The 16,876-nt window shown below is 64.4% G+C and carries 15 protein-coding genes; all 15 read right to left on the bottom strand.

All coding sequences use genetic code 11. The features are described 5' to 3' along the window. Window positions 1–16: 16 nt before the first annotated feature. Window positions 17–1,330 carry a histidinol dehydrogenase gene (gene hisD, locus G3574_RS09425; protein ID WP_163962559.1) on the bottom strand — a complete coding sequence of 438 codons (1,314 nt, stop codon included), beginning with the start codon at window positions 1,328–1,330 and terminating at the stop codon, window positions 17–19. Beyond that, window positions 1,324–1,995, bottom strand: a complete 672-nt coding sequence (hisG, locus tag G3574_RS09430) for an ATP phosphoribosyltransferase (protein ID WP_163962349.1) — start codon at window positions 1,993–1,995, stop codon at window positions 1,324–1,326. Before hisG ends, hisD begins: the two co-directional genes overlap by 7 nt. Continuing rightward, on the bottom strand, window positions 1,992–3,245 hold the full coding sequence (gene murA / locus G3574_RS09435; RefSeq protein WP_163962351.1) for a UDP-N-acetylglucosamine 1-carboxyvinyltransferase: 1,254 nt from the start codon (window positions 3,243–3,245) through the stop codon (window positions 1,992–1,994). Before murA ends, hisG begins: the two co-directional genes overlap by 4 nt. Continuing rightward, on the bottom strand, window positions 3,245–3,481 hold the full coding sequence (locus G3574_RS09440) for a BolA family protein (RefSeq protein WP_163962353.1): 237 nt from the start codon (window positions 3,479–3,481) through the stop codon (window positions 3,245–3,247). Before G3574_RS09440 ends, murA begins: the two co-directional genes overlap by 1 nt. A gap of 34 nt (window positions 3,482–3,515) precedes the next feature. Beyond that, window positions 3,516–4,271 (bottom strand): ABC transporter permease, encoded by a 756-nt coding sequence (locus G3574_RS09445; protein WP_163962355.1) that lies wholly within the window; start codon window positions 4,269–4,271, stop codon window positions 3,516–3,518. Further along, a complete protein-coding gene (locus G3574_RS09450; protein WP_163962357.1) occupies window positions 4,268–5,179 on the bottom strand; it encodes an ABC transporter ATP-binding protein in 912 nt (303 codons plus the stop codon). The genes G3574_RS09445 and G3574_RS09450 overlap by 4 nt, the downstream gene beginning before the upstream one ends. Window positions 5,180–5,289: 110 nt before the next feature. Then, window positions 5,290–5,604: an STAS domain-containing protein gene (locus G3574_RS09455; protein ID WP_163962359.1), complete on the bottom strand. Its 315-nt coding sequence runs from the start codon at window positions 5,602–5,604 to the stop codon at window positions 5,290–5,292. Between the two features lie 2 nt (window positions 5,605–5,606). Further along, entirely contained in the window at window positions 5,607–6,257 is a 651-nt protein-coding gene (locus G3574_RS09460; protein WP_163962361.1) for an MlaC/ttg2D family ABC transporter substrate-binding protein, read from the bottom strand. Between the two features lie 138 nt (window positions 6,258–6,395). Next, window positions 6,396–7,208, bottom strand: a complete 813-nt coding sequence (locus G3574_RS09465) for an MlaA family lipoprotein (protein ID WP_163962363.1) — start codon at window positions 7,206–7,208, stop codon at window positions 6,396–6,398. Further along, complete coding sequence (gene mlaD / locus G3574_RS09470; protein ID WP_163962364.1) at window positions 7,205–7,681, bottom strand: outer membrane lipid asymmetry maintenance protein MlaD; 477 nt, start codon at window positions 7,679–7,681, stop codon at window positions 7,205–7,207. Before mlaD ends, G3574_RS09465 begins: the two co-directional genes overlap by 4 nt. 79 nt (window positions 7,682–7,760) lie before the next feature. After that, window positions 7,761–8,540 carry a lipid asymmetry maintenance ABC transporter permease subunit MlaE gene (gene mlaE, locus G3574_RS09475; protein WP_163962367.1) on the bottom strand — a complete coding sequence of 260 codons (780 nt, stop codon included), beginning with the start codon at window positions 8,538–8,540 and terminating at the stop codon, window positions 7,761–7,763. Next, complete coding sequence (locus tag G3574_RS09480; protein WP_163962369.1) at window positions 8,537–9,340, bottom strand: ABC transporter ATP-binding protein; 804 nt, start codon at window positions 9,338–9,340, stop codon at window positions 8,537–8,539. The genes mlaE and G3574_RS09480 overlap by 4 nt, the downstream gene beginning before the upstream one ends. Before the next feature lie 180 nt (window positions 9,341–9,520). Continuing rightward, window positions 9,521–10,984, bottom strand: a complete 1,464-nt coding sequence (locus G3574_RS09485; RefSeq protein WP_163962372.1) for a glutamate synthase subunit beta — start codon at window positions 10,982–10,984, stop codon at window positions 9,521–9,523. Between the two features lie 221 nt (window positions 10,985–11,205). Next, window positions 11,206–15,882, bottom strand: a complete 4,677-nt coding sequence (locus G3574_RS09490; protein WP_163962374.1) for a glutamate synthase-related protein — start codon at window positions 15,880–15,882, stop codon at window positions 11,206–11,208. Window positions 15,883–16,074: 192 nt separating this feature from the next. Next, window positions 16,075–16,782, bottom strand: a complete 708-nt coding sequence (locus G3574_RS09495) for a transposase (RefSeq protein ID WP_163962376.1) — start codon at window positions 16,780–16,782, stop codon at window positions 16,075–16,077. Between the last annotated feature and the right edge of the window lie 94 nt (window positions 16,783–16,876).

Genomic DNA, 16,876 nt, shown 5'->3' on the forward strand with positions numbered 1-16,876 from the left:
GTCATGTCGGCGCGCCTCATTTGAAGCGGTACTCGGCGGAGCCGGCGTGGGCCTGCAAGCCTTCGCCATACGCCAGTTCGGCGGCGATGCGTCCCAGGGTGCGCGCGCCTGCCTCGCTGACGTGGATGAGGCTGGAGCGCTTCTGGAAATCGTAGACGCCCAGCGGCGAGGAAAAGCGCGCGGTGCGGGAGGTCGGCAGCACGTGGTTCGGGCCGGCGCAGTAGTCGCCCAGCGATTCCGAGGTGAAGCGGCCGAGGAAGATCGCGCCGGCGTGGCGGATGCGGTCGGCCCAGCGCTGCGGGTTGTCGGCGGAGATTTCCAGGTGCTCGGCGGCGATGGCATTGGCGATGTCGCAGGCCTCTTCCATGTCGCGCACCTTCACCAGCGCGCCGCGGTTGACCAGCGAGGTCTGGATGACTTCCTTGCGCGGCATGCCGGGCAGCTGGCGGTTGATGCTTTCCTCGACGCGGGCGATGTAGCCGGCGTCCGGACAGAGCAGGATGGACTGCGCGAGTTCGTCGTGCTCGGCCTGGGAGAACAGGTCCATGGCCACCCAGTCGGGATCGGTGCTGCCATCGCAGATCACCAGGATCTCGGACGGCCCGGCGATCATGTCGATGCCGACGATGCCGAACACGCGGCGCTTGGCGGCGGCGACGTAGGCATTGCCCGGACCGACGATCTTGTCGACCTGGGGAATGGTGGCGGTGCCGTGGGCCAGCGCGCCGACAGCCTGGGCGCCGCCGATGGTGAACACGCGGTCGACGCCGGCAATCGCGGCGGCGGCCAGCACCAGTTCGTTCTTCACGCCGGCCGGCGTGGGCACGACCATGATGATTTCCTGCACGCCAGCCACCTTGGCGGGAATGGCGTTCATCAGCACCGACGACGGGTAGGCCGCCTTGCCGCCGGGAACATAGATGCCGACGCGGTCGAGCGGCGTGACTTTCTGTCCGAGCACCGTGCCATCGGCTTCGGTGTAGGTGAAGCCGTCGGAGCCGCATTCCCTTTTCTGCCGCTCGTGGTAGGCGCGCACGCGGTCGGCCGCGGTCTGCAGCGCGTCGCGGCGGGCGGGCGCCAGGCCGGAGAGCGCGGCCTGCAATTCCTGCTTGCCGATTTCCAGGCCGGCGACACTGGCGGCGTCGAGCTTGTCGAAGCGGTTGGTGTAGTCGAGCACGGCGGCGTCGCCGCGCGCCTTGACGTCGGCTAGGATGCCGGCGGCGGCGCGGTCGATGGCTTCGTCTTCGCTGGCCTCGAAGGCAAGCACGGCGTCAAGCTGCGCCTTGAAGCTGGGGGCGGCGGAATCGAGTTTGCGGATGGCGATCATGATGGCTGGGCTGTCGTTTCCTTGGCTTGCGAAGCGGCTTCGATTGCGGCGAGGATGGGCTGGAGGCGTTCGCGCTTGAGCTTGAGCGCCGCCTGGTTGACCACGAGGCGGGAAGAAATGTCCATGATGTGCTCGACCTCGACCAGGTTGTTGGCCCGCAGCGTGCTGCCGGTGCTGACGAGGTCGACGATGGCGTCCGACAGGCCGACCAGCGGCCCGAGCTCCATCGAGCCGTAGAGCTTGATGAGGTCGACGTGCACGCCCTTGGCGGCGAAGTGATTGCGCGCGCAATTGACGTACTTGGTGACGACGCGCAGGCGCGCGCCCTGGCGCACCGCGCTGGCGTAGTCGAAGCCGGCCGGCACCGCGACCGACAGGCGGCACTTGGCGATGTTGAGGTCGATAGGCTGGTAGAGGCCTTCGCCGCCGTGTTCGAGCAGCACGTCCTTGCCGGCCACGCCGAAATCGGCCGCGCCGTACTGCACGTAGGTCGGCACGTCGGAAGCGCGCACGATGACCACCCGCACCGCCGGATCGTTGGTCGGCAGGATGAGCTTGCGGGAGCGTTCGGGATCTTCGGTGACTTCGATGCCGGCGGCCTTGAGCAGGGGCAGGGTTTCTTCGAAAATGCGGCCTTTGGACAGGGCGAGCGTGAGCTGCTGGGTCATGATTTGATTCGCTGGATGTTGGCGCCGACCCCGGAAAGCTTCAGTTCCATGCGGTCGTAGCCGCGGTCGAGGTGATAGATGCGGTCGACCAGGGTCTGGCCTTCGGCGGCCAGGCCGGCGATCACCAGCGAGGCCGAGGCGCGCAGGTCGGTCGCCATGACGGGTGCGCCGACGAGGCGCTCGGCGCCGTTGATGATGGCGGTGTGGCCGTCGATCTCGATGCGCGCGCCGAGGCGGTTGAGTTCCTGCACGTGCATGAAGCGGTTCTCGAAGATGGTTTCGGTCACGTGGCTGCTGCCCTCGGCGATGATGTCCAGCGCCATGAACTGCGCCTGCATGTCGGTCGGGAAGCCGGGATATTCCGTGGTGCGGAAGCTGACCGCCTTCGGCCGGCCGGACATCTGCACGCGGATGGTGTCGGCCTGGCTGGTGACGATGGCGCCGGCCTCGCGCAGCTTGTCGATGGCGACGTCGAGGATGTCGCTGCGGGTGTTGCGCAGGGTGACGTCGCCGCCGGCGGCGGCGGCGGCGCAGAGGAAGGTGCCGGTCTCGATGCGGTCGGGAATGACGGCATGCGCGGCGCCGTGCAGCTTGTCGACGCCTTGCACGATCAGGCGGTCGGTGCCGATGCCATCGATCTTCGCGCCCATCGCCACCAGCAGGTTGGCAAGGTCGGTCACCTCAGGCTCGCGGGCGGCGTTTTCCAGCACGGTCTCGCCATCGGCCAGTACCGCGGCCATGAGCAGGTTTTCGGTGCCGGTGACGGTGATCATGTCGGTCACGATGCGCGCACCGCGCAGGCGCTTGGCGCGGGCATGGATGTAGCCGGCCTCGATGCGGATGTCGGCGCCCATGGCCTGCAGGCCCTTGATGTGCTGGTCCACCGGCCGGGAGCCGATGGCGCAGCCGCCCGGCAGCGACACCTTCGCTTCGCCGAAACGGGCCAGCAGCGGACCGAGCACGAGGATGGACGCGCGCATGGTCTTCACCATTTCATAGGGCGCTTCCAGCTTGTCGATGGCCGAGCCGTCCAGCACCACGCGGTCTGCGTCCTGCTCGTAGCGCATGCCCATCTGGTGCAGCAACTTGAGCATGGTGGAGACGTCGTGCAGGCGCGGCACGTTGGACAGCTTCACCTGTTCGGCGGTAAGGAGGCCGGCGCAGAGGATAGGCAGGGCCGCATTCTTCGCACCGGAAATGATGATCTCGCCGGACAGCCGGTTGCCGCCGGTAATAAGCAGTTTGTCCATCAGCTTTGGAACTCTTCAGGGGTAAGTGTCTTCATCGACAGGGCGTGGATTTCCTGGCGCATGCGGTCGCCCAGGGCGGCATAGACGATCTGGTGCCGCTGCACCAGGCGCTTGCCGGCGAAGGCGGAGGAAACGATGACGGCGTTGAAATGCTGGCCGTCGCCTTCCACTTCGAGGTGGGTGCAGTCCAGGCCTGCGGCGATGTAGCTTTTGACGAGCTCGGGGGTAGGTAGCATGGCGGTTCTCGGCGCGGGGGTGGCTTAGTGTGGCTTAGTGACGCAGCTTGTAGCCGCTCTTGAGCATGCGGATGGCGAATGCGGCGAGCAGCAGGAAAAACACGCTGACGATCGTGAAACTGATGAGGGGATTGATGTCGGACTTGCCGAAGAAGCCGTAGCGGAAGCCGTCGATCATGTAGAAGAACGGGTTGAAATGCGAGACGGCCTGCCAGAAGGACGGCAGGGAATGGATCGAGTAGAACACGCCGGACAGGAAGGTGGCCGGCATGATCAGGAAGTTCTGGAAGGCGGCGAGCTGGTCGAACTTCTCGGCCCAGATGCCGGCGATCAGGCCCATGGTGCCGAGCATCGCGGCCCCCATCAAGGCAAAGATGACGATCCACCACGGCGCGACGAAACTCAGCTTGGTGAACCAGGCGGTGATGACGAACACGCCCAGTCCTACGGCCAGGCCGCGGATCACCGACGCCAGCACGTAGGCGCCGAACAGTTCCCAGTGCGAGAGCGGCGGCAGCAGCACGAACACGAGGTTGCCGGTGATCTTGGACTGGATCAGCGAGGAAGAGCTGTTGGCGAAGGCGTTCTGCAGCACGCTCATCATCACCAGGCCGGGCACGAGGAACGCGGTATAGCGCACGTCGGGATAGACCTGCACGTGGTCTTCGAGGACATGCCCGAAGATCAGCAGGTAGAGCATGGCCGTGAGGATGGGCGCGGTGATGGTCTGGGTGGCCACCTTCCAGAAGCGCAGCACTTCCTTGTAGAGCAGGGTCTGGAAGCCGGTCATTTCTCGCCCTCCATGATCTGGATGAAGACATCTTCCAGGTCGGCCTGGTGCAGCTGCATGTCGTCGATCACCGCGCCGGACTGCCGCAGCGTCGCCAGGATCGGTTCGACCTCGGCATAGTCGTTCACGCGCAGGGTGTACCGGCTGCCGCTGACCAGTTCGTCGGGATGCGACACCAGCGGCTTGAGGCCGTCGGGCAGCGTTCCCCTGGCGAGGTGCACCACCAGCTGCGAACCGGAGATGCGCTTGATGAGTTTCGACATGGTGTCGAGCGCGACGACCTTGCCGCCCTTGAGCATGGCAACGCGGTTGCACAGCGCCTGGGCTTCCTCGAGGTAATGCGTGGTCAGGATGATGGTGTGGCCCTCGCGGTTGAGCCGGGAAATGAATTTCCAGAGGGTTTGCCGCAGCTCTACGTCGACGCCCGCGGTCGGCTCGTCGAGCACGATGACGGGCGGCTTGTGGACGAGGGCCTGAGCCACCAGCACGCGCCGCTTCATGCCGCCGGACAAGGCGCGCATGTTGGTATCGGCCTTGTCTGTCAGGTCGAGGTTTTCCATGACCTCGTCGATCCACTTGTCATTGTTCTTCAGCCCGAAGTAGCCGGACTGCATGCGCAGGGTTTCGCGCACGGTGAAGAAAGGATCGAACACCAGTTCCTGCGGCACAACGCCAAGCCGCCTGCGTGCCTCGCGGTAATCCTTGACGACGTCGAAGCCGTGTACGGCGGCCGTGCCGGAATCGGGCCGGTTCAGGCCGGCGATGATGGAAATCAGGGTGGTCTTGCCCGCGCCGTTCGGACCGAGCAGGCCGAAGAATTCGCCGGGCTCGACCGACAGGCTCACGCCGCCAAGCGCCTGAAGCGACTTGTAGCGTTTCTTGACATCGACAATGTGGAGTGCAGCCATGGTGGGTGGCTTATATTCTTGTTGGGGAAGCGGCGCATGGCGGCATTGCCATGGGAGCAGCGGCGGAACCCTTGATTATAGGGGATTTCCCGCCGCGGAACCGGAAGGGATCAGGCCCGGTGTCGCTGATCGGAGGCGGCGGAGGCAGCGGCAGGGACGGAGGCCGTGATGCCGAGGATGTCGCCCACGCCGTAGAGGGCGATCAGGCTTTGCAGGTTGGGGGAAGCGTGATGGAAGGCCAGGCTGCGCCCGGCCTTGGCGGCCAGCCGTTTCCAGGCCAGCAAGGTGGCGACGGCGGCGGAATCCACCGCCGTCAGCTCGCCAAGGTCGATGTCGGTCTGGCCGTCGGCCACCGCCCTCGAGCCGGCTTCGAGGACGGTCTTGGCATTGTTGAAGGTCAGGCTGAGGCCGGGACGGAACTGCATGGTCAGGACTTGCCCGTCTTGCCGGCGTTGGCGGCCAGGCGCTTGTTCTTTTCCGCCAGGGTCTTGATCAGTCCGTCCACGCCGCCCTTGCTGATCTCGGCCGCGAAGTTGCCCTTGTAGGTTTCCACCAGCCAGGCGCCAAGCACGTTGACGTCATAGATCTTCCAGTTGCCGCTGGGCAGTTTTTCCAGGCGGTAGTTCAGCTGGATCGGATCGCCGCCTCGGGGCTGCAGCACCTGCGAGCGGACCTCGACTTCGGTATCGCTGGCGTCGGCGCGCATCGGCTTGAAGTCGAGCTTCTGGTCACGCACCTGGGAGATGGCGCCAGAATAGGTATAGACCAGCAGAGTGCGGAATTCGTCGGTCAGCTGCTTTTGCTGGTCCGGGCTGGCCTCGCGCCAGAAACGGCCGGCTGCGAGCGCGGTCATGCGCTGGAAGTCCACGTGCGGCAGGACTTTTTCCTCGACCAGGGAGATGACCTTTTTCTGGTTGCCGGACTGGATGTCCTTGTCGGTCTTTGCGGCATCCAGCACTTCCTGGCTGATGCGCTTGACCAGCGCATCGGGAGCTTCCTGGGCTTGCGCCGGCTGCACGAAGGCAAGCGCCCCCACGGCAAGCATGGCAATGGCAAACATCTTTTTCATCAGGTTCATGGTTTCCTTTTCTCGACGGCCCTGAATGGCCCTCAGGTGAATTAACAACGATGGGGAAAGCGGAGATGACGATGGCAACAAATGGTTGCAAAAGCCGGGTAGCCGATACTTTCCCCGTTTCCCCGAAGCGTTACCTGCTTACTTGATTTCCTTGGCCAGCGGCGAACCCATGCCACCGCCGCCGTTTTGTTCCTCTTTGATAACCACCTTGACCGGCGGTTCCATCTCCGCGGTCGGGCCGACGTCGTCGTCGCTGGAGCTGCGGCTCTTGGTCTCGCCATCGTGGATCTTGCTTTCCCGGCGTTGCAGGTAGGCATCGCGCACGAATTCGTACTTGTCGATCGCTGCTTCCTCGATCAGGGTCGCGGCATCGAGGACCACCGCGCGCTGGTCGATCAGGCGCACCGCCGTGCCGGTATTGCGGTAGCGCACCGGCATTTCGTAGGCCCACGGGTCGGTATAGATGTCCACGGGCAAGGCAAGCGAATCACGCAGCGTCGACGAACCCAGCCCCGGCAGGACGATGTAGGGCCCTGACGCCACGCCCCACTTGCCGAGTGTCTGCCCGAAGTCTTCGCGGTGCTTGGGAATGCCCGCCTCGGAACCGATGTCCAGCAGGCCGCCCAGGCCGAGCGTGGTGTTGACCGCCACGCGCATGACGTCGTTCATGCCGTCTTCCAGCTTCCCTTGCAGGAAATTGTTCATGGCCGTGCCGACGTCGCTCAGGTTGCCGAAGAAATTGCCGACCGCGGTCTGCATCCAGGACGGCAGGACATTGCTGTAGACCTCCGCCGCCGGCTTGATGGCCACCTTGTCGAGCTTGTCGTTGAACGAGAAGACCGCGCGATTGAAGGGTTCGAGCGGATCCTTCGGGTTGTTGGTGGCGCAGCCGGCGAGCGCCAGGGCTGCGGCCAGCGCGAGCACCCGGATCGCCCGGTTCGATATGTTCATTTTGAATTGCCTTCCTTTCCTTCGGCGGCCTTGCTGTACAGGAACTGGCTGATCAGGTTTTCCAGCACCACCGCCGATTGCGTCATCTTGATCTGGTCGTTGGCCACCAGGTTGTTGGTGTCTCCGCCCGGCTCGATGCCGATGTATTGCTCGCCAAGCAGGCCTGCGGTGAGGATCTTGGCGGAACTGTCCTTGGGAAACTTGTAGTTCGTGTCCAGGTTGAGCGTGACGACGGCCTGGAAGCGCTTGTCGTCGAAGCGGATGTCACCGACCCGGCCGACCACGACGCCGGCGCTCTTGACCGGCGCGCGCGGCTTCAGCCCGCCGATGTTGTCGAACTTGGTCACGACCGGATAGGTGGCATTGAACGACATGGAACTCATGTTCCCCGCCTTGAGTGCAAGAAACACCAATGCTGCTGCACCGATCAGCACGAAAAGCCCTACCCATAAGTCTAATGATTTTCGTTGCATTGCTTGATACCTTAATTATGGGATGTTATTTCTCTAAAACAAGACATCCTTGATTCCACGCTTCCGGTTGCCCGGCCCGTCAATTAAACATCAGCGCGGTCAGCAGGAAGTCCAGGAACAATACCGTCAGGGACGCCGTCACCACCGTCCGCGTGGTGGCCCGCGACACGCCTTCCGGCGTGGGTTGCGATTCGTAGCCCTGGTACAGGGCGATGAAGGTCACCGCGAAGCCGAAAACGATGCTTTTCAGGACGCCGTTCGCGATGTCTTTCCAGACGTCGACGCCGGCCTGCATCTGCGACCAGAACGCGCCTTCGTCCACGCCGATCATCCTGACACCAACCAGGTAACCGCCGATCACCCCGACCGCGCTGAAGATCGCCGCCAGCAGGGGCATGGCGATCACGCCTGCCCAGAAACGCGGCGCGACGACCCGCTCCAGCGGATTGACCGCCATCATTTCCATCGCCGACAGTTGCTCGCCCGCCTTCATCAGGCCGATCTCGGCGGTCAGCGAGGTGCCGGCGCGGCCGGCGAACAGCAATGCCGAGACGACCGGCCCGAGCTCACGCGTCAATGATAATGCGACAAGCAAGCCGAGCGCCTGTTCCGAACCATACTTGTTGAGCGTGTAGTAGCCCTGGAGGCCGAGCACGAAGCCGACGAACAATCCGGACACCGCGATGATGACCAGGGAATAGTTGCCGATGAAATGGATCTGGTCGGTCACCAGGCGCGGGCGGCGCAGCACTCCCGGCGTTGCCGCCAGCAGGCCGAAGAAGGTGCGGGTGCCATAGCCGAGGTTGGACAGGATGCCGCGCGTCTTGCGGCCGACCGCGGAAACCAGCGTGCCGATCATGCCCGTCCTCCCACGCCAAGGTCCTCCGCCAGCGACTTGCCGGCGTAGTGGAAGGGTACCGGCCCGTCGGCTTCGGCATGCACGAACTGCTTCACGTAGGGATCGGTGGATTCCTGCATCTGCTGCGGCGTGCCATGCGCCACGATCTTGCCTTGCGACAGGAAGTAGACGTAGTCGGCGATGACGAAGGTTTCGTGCACGTCGTGCGACACGAGGATGGAAGTCGACCCGAGGGCGTCGTTGAGTTCCCGGATCAGGTTGGCGGTCACGCCCATCGAGATCGGGTCGAGGCCGGCGAACGGTTCGTCGTACATGATGATCTGCGGATCGAGGGCGATCGCACGCGCGAGCGCGACGCGGCGCGCCATGCCGCCGGAAATTTCGGAAGGTTTCAGGTTCGCGGCATTGCGCAGGCCGACGGCCTGCAGCTTCATGAGCACGAGGTCGCGGATCATGTCTTCCGGCAGCGCGGTGTGTTCGCGCAGGGGAAAGGCGACGTTCTCGAAGACCGTGAGGTCGGTGAACAGGGCGCCGTGCTGGAACAGCATGCCCATGCGGCGGCGCATGGCATACATCTGCCGCATGTCGCGCGGGTCGACCGGCTTGCCGTCGACGAGGACGGAGCCGGACTGGGCGGCGATCTGGCCGCCGATCAGGCGCAGGATGGTGGTCTTGCCGGACCCGGAACCACCCATTACCGCGATCACTTTTCCACGCGGAAAATCCATGCGCAGGCCCGACAGGATGGGCCGGTCGCCATAGGAAAAATGCAGATCGCGAATTTCAACCAGATTCGTCAAGGCATGCTCACTTGTTAAAGTTGAGATTGTAGTGCAGAAATGCCGAACGAGCTTGTTAATGAATCGTTAGTCAGATGCGGGTGCGGTGCAACATGTTCCCGCCCAAGAAAGAAAAATGGCCCGGCCGGCAAGAACGCCGGACGGGCCTAAGGGGAACCTTTCAACGGGGATGCGGCCGCTTCAGCGCGGCAGGACGCTGCTGCCCATCAGGTACTCGTCGACCGCGCGGGCGCACTGGCGTCCTTCGCGGATGGCCCAGACGACCAGAGACTGGCCGCGGCGCATGTCGCCGGCGGCGAAGACCTTGTCGGCCGAGGTCTGGTAGCAGCCGTCGCCGTCGGTGGTGGCGCGGGCGTTGCCGCGGGCATCCTTGTCGACGCCGAAGGCATCGAGCACTCCTTGTACCGGCGAGACGAAGCCCATGGCCAGCAGTACGAGGTCGGCCTTGAGCTCGAATTCCGAGTTCGGCACTTCGACCATCTTGCCGTCCTTCCATTCGACGCGCGCGGCGATCAGCTTCTCGACCTTGCCGTTCTTGCCTTCGAGGCGCTTGGTGGCGACCGACCAGTCGCGGTCGCAGCCTTCCTCGTGCGAGGACGAGGTGCGCAGCTTGGTCGGCCAGTAGGGCCAGACCAGGGGCTTGTTTTCCTGCTCGGGCGGCTGGGGCAGCAGCTCGAACTGCGTGACCGACGCCGCGCCGTGGCGGTTGGAGGTGCCGACGCAGTCGGAACCGGTATCGCCGCCGCCGATCACGATGACGTGCTTGCCGGTGGCGAGGAGCTGGTCCTTGACCTTGTCGCCAGCCACGACCTTGTTCTGCAGCGGCAGGAATTCCATGGCGTAGTGCACGCCCTTGAGCTCGCGGCCGGGCACCGGCAGGTCGCGCGGCATTTCCGCGCCGCCGGCGATAACGACGGCGTCGAAGTCTTTCTTGATCTGGTCGGGAGAGATGGTTTCCTTGGCCCAGTTGTAGACGTTCGGGGTGAAGTCCTTGCCGACGAAGACGCCGGTGCGGAAGGTCACGCCTTCGGCCTTCATCTGCTCGACGCGGCGGTCGATGTGCGACTTTTCCATCTTGAAGTCGGGGATGCCGTAGCGCAGCAGGCCGCCGATGCGGTCGTTCTTCTCGAACACCGTCACGTCATGGCCGGCGCGCGCGAGCTGCTGGGCGGCCGCCATGCCTGCGGGGCCGGAGCCGACCACGGCGACCTTCTTGCCGGTCTTGGCGGTGGGGACCTGGGGCACGACCCAGCCGTTTTCCCAGCCCTTGTCGATGATGTAATGCTCGATCGACTTGATGCCGACCGGGTCGTCGTTGATGCCGAGGGTGCACGCGGCTTCGCAGGGCGCGGGGCAGATGCGGCCGGTGAACTCGGGGAAGTTGTTCGTGGAGTGCAGGTTTTCCAGCGCCTCGCGGATGTGGCCGTGGAAGACCAGGTCGTTCCAGTCGGGGATGATGTTGTTGACCGGGCAGCCGTTGTTGCAGAAGGGGATGCCGCAGTCCATGCAGCGCGCGCCCTGCACCTTGGCATTGGCATCGCTCAGGTGGACCACGAATTCCTTGTAGTGTTTCTTGCGCAGCTGCGGCGCCTCGCTTGCTTCCTGCAGGCGTTCGAATTCAAGAAAGCCGGTTACTTTTCCCATGATGTTCCTTCAGTGTTTTTTCTTTGCCTTCCCCGCCTGACCGTCCCCTCCCCTTCAAGGGGAGGGTTAGGGTGGGGATGGGGTTCGGTCGCACGCAATGAACAAATCTAGCGCGCTGGCAATTCAACGTTGTTCTTTGCTCGCACCGGAAACCCATCCCCCACCCGGCCTCCCCCTTGAAGGGGGAGGAGCCTTGCGGAGGGTGTCTATCGATACAGCGATTACGCGACAGCCTTTTCCTTCGTCTCGGCCGCCGCCGCGAGTTCGCGCAGCGCGCGCTTGTACTCGGTCGGGAAGACCTTGACGAACTTCGTCCGTCCGTTGGCCCAGTCGTCGAGCAGGTTGCGGGCGCGGGTGCTGCCGGTGTACTTGAAGTGGCGCTCGATCAGGCTGCGCAGGATGACTTCGTCGGTCTGCTTGTCGCCGCCCCGGGTCGCGCTGTGCCAGATGGCGCGTTCGATCTGCGCCTCCTGCTCGTAGCTCGGCAGCACCTTGTCCAGCGCCACCATGGCCATGTTGCACTTCTTGGCGAATTCGCCGTCCGGGTCGTACACGTAGGCGATGCCGCCCGACATGCCGGCCGCGAAGTTGCGTCCGGTGGCGCCGAGCACGACCACGGTGCCGCCGGTCATGTATTCGCAGCCATGGTCGCCGGTGCCTTCCACCACCGCGACCGCGCCGGAGTTGCGCACCGCGAAGCGTTCGCCGGCCACGCCGTTGATGAAGGCTTCACCCGCGATCGCGCCATAGAGCACGGTGTTGCCGGCGATGATGTTGTCCACCGCCCAGCCACGGAACTCGGTGTTCGGACGCACGATGATGCGGCCGCCCGACAGGCCCTTGCCGACGTAGTCGTTGCCCTCGCCCACCAGGTCCAGCGTGATGCCGTGCGCGAGGAACGCCGCAGCCGACTGGCCGGCCGTGCCCTGCAGCTGGATGTGGATGGTGTCGTCCGGCAGGCCTTCGTGGCCGTAGCGCTTGGCGACCTCGCCCGACAGCATGGCGCCGACGGTGCGGTTGCGGTTCTTGACCGGCGAGATGAAGGAGACCTTCTCGCCCTTTTCCAGCGCCAGCTGGGCTTGCGCGATCAGCTTGTGGTCGAGCGCCTTGTTGAGGCCGTGGTCCTGCTCCAGCACCTGGAAGCGCGGTTCGTCGTCGATGTCCGGCTGGTGGAAGATGCGGCTGAAGTCCAGGCCCTTTGCCTTCCAGTGGGAGATCGCCTTTGCCTTGTCGAGCAGGTCGGCGCGGCCGATCAGCTCGTTGAAGCTGCGGATGCCGAGCTGGGCCATGATCTGGCGCGCTTCTTCGGCGACGAAGAAAAAGTAGTTCACCACGTGCTCGGGCTTGCCCCGGAATTTGGCGCGCAGCACCGGATCTTGCGTCGCGACGCCGACCGGGCAGGTGTTGAGGTGGCACTTGCGCATCATGATGCAGCCCTCGACGACCAGCGGCGCGGTGGCGAAGCCGAATTCGTCGGCGCCCAGCATCGCGCCGATGACGACGTCGCGGCCGGTCTTGATCTGGCCGTCGGTCTGCACGCGGATGCGGCTGCGCAGGCGGTTGAGCACCAGGGTCTGCTGGGTTTCGGCGAGGCCGAGTTCCCAGGGCGTGCCGGCATGCTTGATCGAGGACAGCGGCGACGCGCCGGTGCCGCCGTCATGGCCGGCGATCACGACGTGGTCGGCCTTGGCCTTGGCCACGCCGGCGGCGATGGTGCCGACGCCGACTTCGGAGACCAGCTTGACCGAGATGCTTGCCTTCGGATTGACGTTCTTCAGGTCGTGGATCAGCTGCGCCAGGTCTTCGATGGAATAGATGTCATGGTGCGGCGGCGGGGAAATCAGGCCCACGCCCGGCACCGAGAAGCGCAGCTTGGCGATGTACTCGGACACCTTGTGGCCGGGCAGCTGGCCGCCTTCGCCGGGCTTCGCGCCCTGCGCCATCTTGATCTGGATCTGGTCGGCGGAAGTCAGGTATTCCGCGGTCACGCCGAAACGGCCCGATGCCACCTGCTTGATCTTCGAGCGCAGCGAGTCGCCGGCCTGCAGCGGCAGGTCGACTTCCACGCGGTCGCGGCCGATCACGGAAGCCAGGGTTTCGCCCTTCTTGATGGGGATGCCCTTGAGTTCCATGCGGTAGCGGTTCTCGTCCTCGCCGCCTTCGCCGGTATTCGACTTGCCGCCGATGCGGTTCATGGCGACGGCCAGCGTGGCATGGGCTTCGGTCGAGATCGAGCCGAGCGACATGGCGCCGGTGGCGAAGCGCTTGACGATTTCCTTCGCAGGTTCGACTTCGTCGATCGGGATCGCGCGGGAGGGATCGATCTTGAACTCGAACAGGCCGCGCAGGGTCATGTGGCGCTTGGACTGGTCGTTGATGATCTGCGCGTACTCTTTGTACGTGCTGAAGTTGTTGGAGCGGGTCGAATGCTGCAGCTTGGCGATCGCATCCGGCGTCCACATGTGGTCTTCGCCGCGCACGCGGAAGGCATACTCGCCGCCGGCGTCCAGCGCATGGGCCAGCACCGGGTCGGCGCTGAAGGCCAGGCGATGCAGGCGCAGCGCTTCCTCGGCCACTTCGAACACGCCGATGCCCTCGACGTTTGACGCGGTGCCCTTGAAGTACTTCTGCACCATCGCCTTGTTGAGGCCGATGGCTTCGAAGATCTGCGCGCCGCAGTAGGACATGTAGGTCGAGATGCCCATCTTGGACATGACCTTCATCAGGCCCTTGCCGACCGCCTTCTGGAAGTTGTAGATCGCCTTGTCTGCGGACAGGTCGCCCGGCAGGTCGTGCGCCATGGCGGACAGCGTGTCCATCGCGAGGTAGGGATGGATGGCTTCCGCGCCGTAGCCGGCCAGCAGCGCGAAGTGATGCGTCTCGCGCGCGGATCCGGTTTCCACCACCAGGCCGGTGGAGGTGCGCAGGCCCTTGCTCACCAGGTGCAGGTGGATGGCGGAGGTTGCCAGCAGCGCGGGAATCGCGACCATGCCCGGGCCGACCTTGCGGTCGGACACGATCAGGATGTTGTGGCCGGAACGCACGGCGTCGACCGCCTGCGCGCACAGCGAGGCGATGCGCGCCTCGATGCCTTCCTTGCCCCAGGCGACCGGGTAGCAGATGTCCAGCTCATGCGACTTGAACTTGCCGCCGGTGTGCTTGCTGATGTTGCGCAGCTTGGCGATGTCGGCGTAGTCCAGGATGGGCTGGGACACTTCCAGGCGCATCGGCGGGTTGATGTTGTTGGTGTCGAGCAGGTTCGGGCGCGGGCCGATGAAGGACACCAGCGACATGACCATGGCTTCGCGGATCGGGTCGATCGGCGGGTTGGTCACCTGGGCGAACAGCTGCTTGAAGTAGTTGTACAGCGGCTTGTTCTTGTTGGACATGACCGCCAGCGGCGAGTCGTTGCCCATGGAGCCCACCGCTTCCTCGCCGGCGGCGGCCATCGGCGCCATCAGGAACTTCAGGTCTTCCTGGGTGTAGCCAAAGACCTGCTGGCGGTCGAGCAGCGGAACCTCCGACTTGGACTCGGCGGCTTCGGCGTCGAGCTCGTCAAGCTTGATGCGGACCGATTCGATCCACTGCTTGTACGGCTTGGCGTTGGCGTAGGTGTCCTTCAGTTCCTTGTCGTCGATGATGCGGCCGGCGTCGAGGTCGATGAGGAACATCTTGCCCGGCTGCAGGCGCCACTTCTTGATGATCTTGGACTCGGGGATGGGCAGCACGCCGGTCTCGGAAGCCATGACCACGAAGTCATCTTCCGTAACGATGTAGCGCGCCGGGCGCAGGCCGTTGCGGTCGAGCGTGCCGCCGATGTGGCGGCCGTCGGTGAAGGCCATGGCGGCGGGGCCGTCCCAGGGTTCCATCATCGCGGCGTGGTATTCGTAGAAGGCGCGGCGGTTGTCGTCCATCAGCGTGTGGTTTTCCCAGGCTTCCGGGATCATCATCATCATCGCCTGGGCGAGCGGGTAGCCGGCCATCAGCAGCAGTTCGAGCGCGTTGTCGAAACAGGCGGTATCGGACTGGCCTTCATAGATCAGCGGGAACAGCTTCTTCAGGTCGTCGCCCAGCACGGCCGACTTCATGACGCCTTCGCGGGCGCGCATCCAGTTGAAGTTGCCCTTGACGGTGTTGATCTCGCCGTTGTGGGCGATCAGGCGGTACGGGTGGGCCAGCGGCCACTCGGGGAAGGTGTTCGTGGAGAAGCGCTGGTGCACGAGGGCCAGGGCGGAGACGCAGCGCTCGTCCTGAAGGTCCTTGTAATACACGCCGACCTGGTCGGCGAGCAGCAGGCCTTTGTAAACGATGGTGCGCGCCGACATCGACGGCACGAAGAATTCCTTGCCGTGCAGGAGGTTCAGCGCCTGGATCGCGTGGCCGGAAGCCTTGCGGATGACGTACAGCTTGCGCTCGAGGGCGTCGGTCACCATGATGTCGGCGCCGCGGCCGATGAAGATCTGGCGGATCACCGGCTCTTTCAGGCGCACGGTGGGTGACATCGGCATTTCAAAATCGACCGGCACGTCGCGCCAGCCCAGCACGACCTGGCCTTCGGCGTTGACCGCCCGCTCGATTTCCTGCTCGCAGGCGATGCGGGAAGCATGTTCCTTGGGCAGGAAGACCATGCCGACGCCGTACTCGCCGGGAGGCGGCAGGGTGACGCCCTGCTTGGCCATCTCTTCGCGGTAGTACTGGTCGGGGATCTGGATGAGAATGCCCGCGCCGTCGCCCATCAGGGGGTCGGCACCGACCGCGCCCCGGTGGTCGAGGTTCTTCAGGATCAGCAGACCCTGTTCAATGATGGAATGGCTTTTCTTGCCCTTGATGTGGGCAATGAAGCCGACGCCGCAGGCGTCGTGTTCGTTGGACGGGTCGTATAAACCTTGCGCGTGCATAGAGCTTCTCCGCTTGCTTTTTTAAATCGAATTGTGAGGATAGTGCAGTGCAATAGATAGTTCAACCGAAATAATTGGGGTCGGAGCAAAATAGCGAATTGCGGGCGATCAAAGCCCATTTTATTGGGGACAGAGTGAATCCGGCCGGAAAGCCGGGATGCATCGGCGTGGTGCGGGGAGACCGGCCGGAAATCAGGAATCGCGCGTTTCAGGCGCAGGCTTGGGCGGACGGCCGCGCTTTGCCGGTGCAACCCGCCTCGCCGTTTGCTTTTCGAGCGAACGCATGAACTGGTCGGAACCCAGCGGCCAGCCTTTGCGCAGCGCCTGGTCGAACAGGCTGATTTCGGCCTGGCTCATCCCGCTTTCCATGAGGCGCCGGTAACCCGCTTCCCTGTCGAACGGCGTGTTCCCAAGCTGCCAGTACAAGGGATGATCGGTAATCAGCGGGTCTTGCCGGATACCGGCGTGGTGGGCATAGCTCGACCAGCGGTACTGGCCGGGCTCGCCGCAGAGGCCGGCGCGAACCGGCGCGGATTCGAGGTAGCGGCAGCAATCGAGGAAATACCGGCCGGCGTCGACCAGCGTGGCGCGATACCTGCCCTGCCAGAGGGTGCCGGCACGGCCGTGCCTGGCGTTGAAATAAGGGACATACTGGCGGCCGAGCCACTGCATCATCTTTCCCAGGCCGGTGGCGTCGGACGGCGTAATCAGCATTTGCACCTGTCCCGGCAGCAGGACATAGGCGTGCAGCGCCACCCTGAACTGGCGGGAAGCCATCTTGAGCCAGCCGAGGAAGGCGGCATGGTCTTCCTCGTCGCGGAACGCGGACAGCGAATCCAGCGCGTCCAGGATGACGTGATGCGGATGGTCGGGGATGACGAGTCGGGGCAGGCGGGCCATGGAAACGGAGAATGGGAAGCGGCAGGTGGCGGGCGCCACTCTGCCCCCAATTTTATCGCATGGCTTGCCGGCCCGGAAAGGCCGGCGGCGGAAA

Source organism: Noviherbaspirillum galbum (genome assembly GCF_010974945.1).
GTDB lineage: Bacteria > Pseudomonadota > Gammaproteobacteria > Burkholderiales > Burkholderiaceae_D > Noviherbaspirillum > Noviherbaspirillum galbum.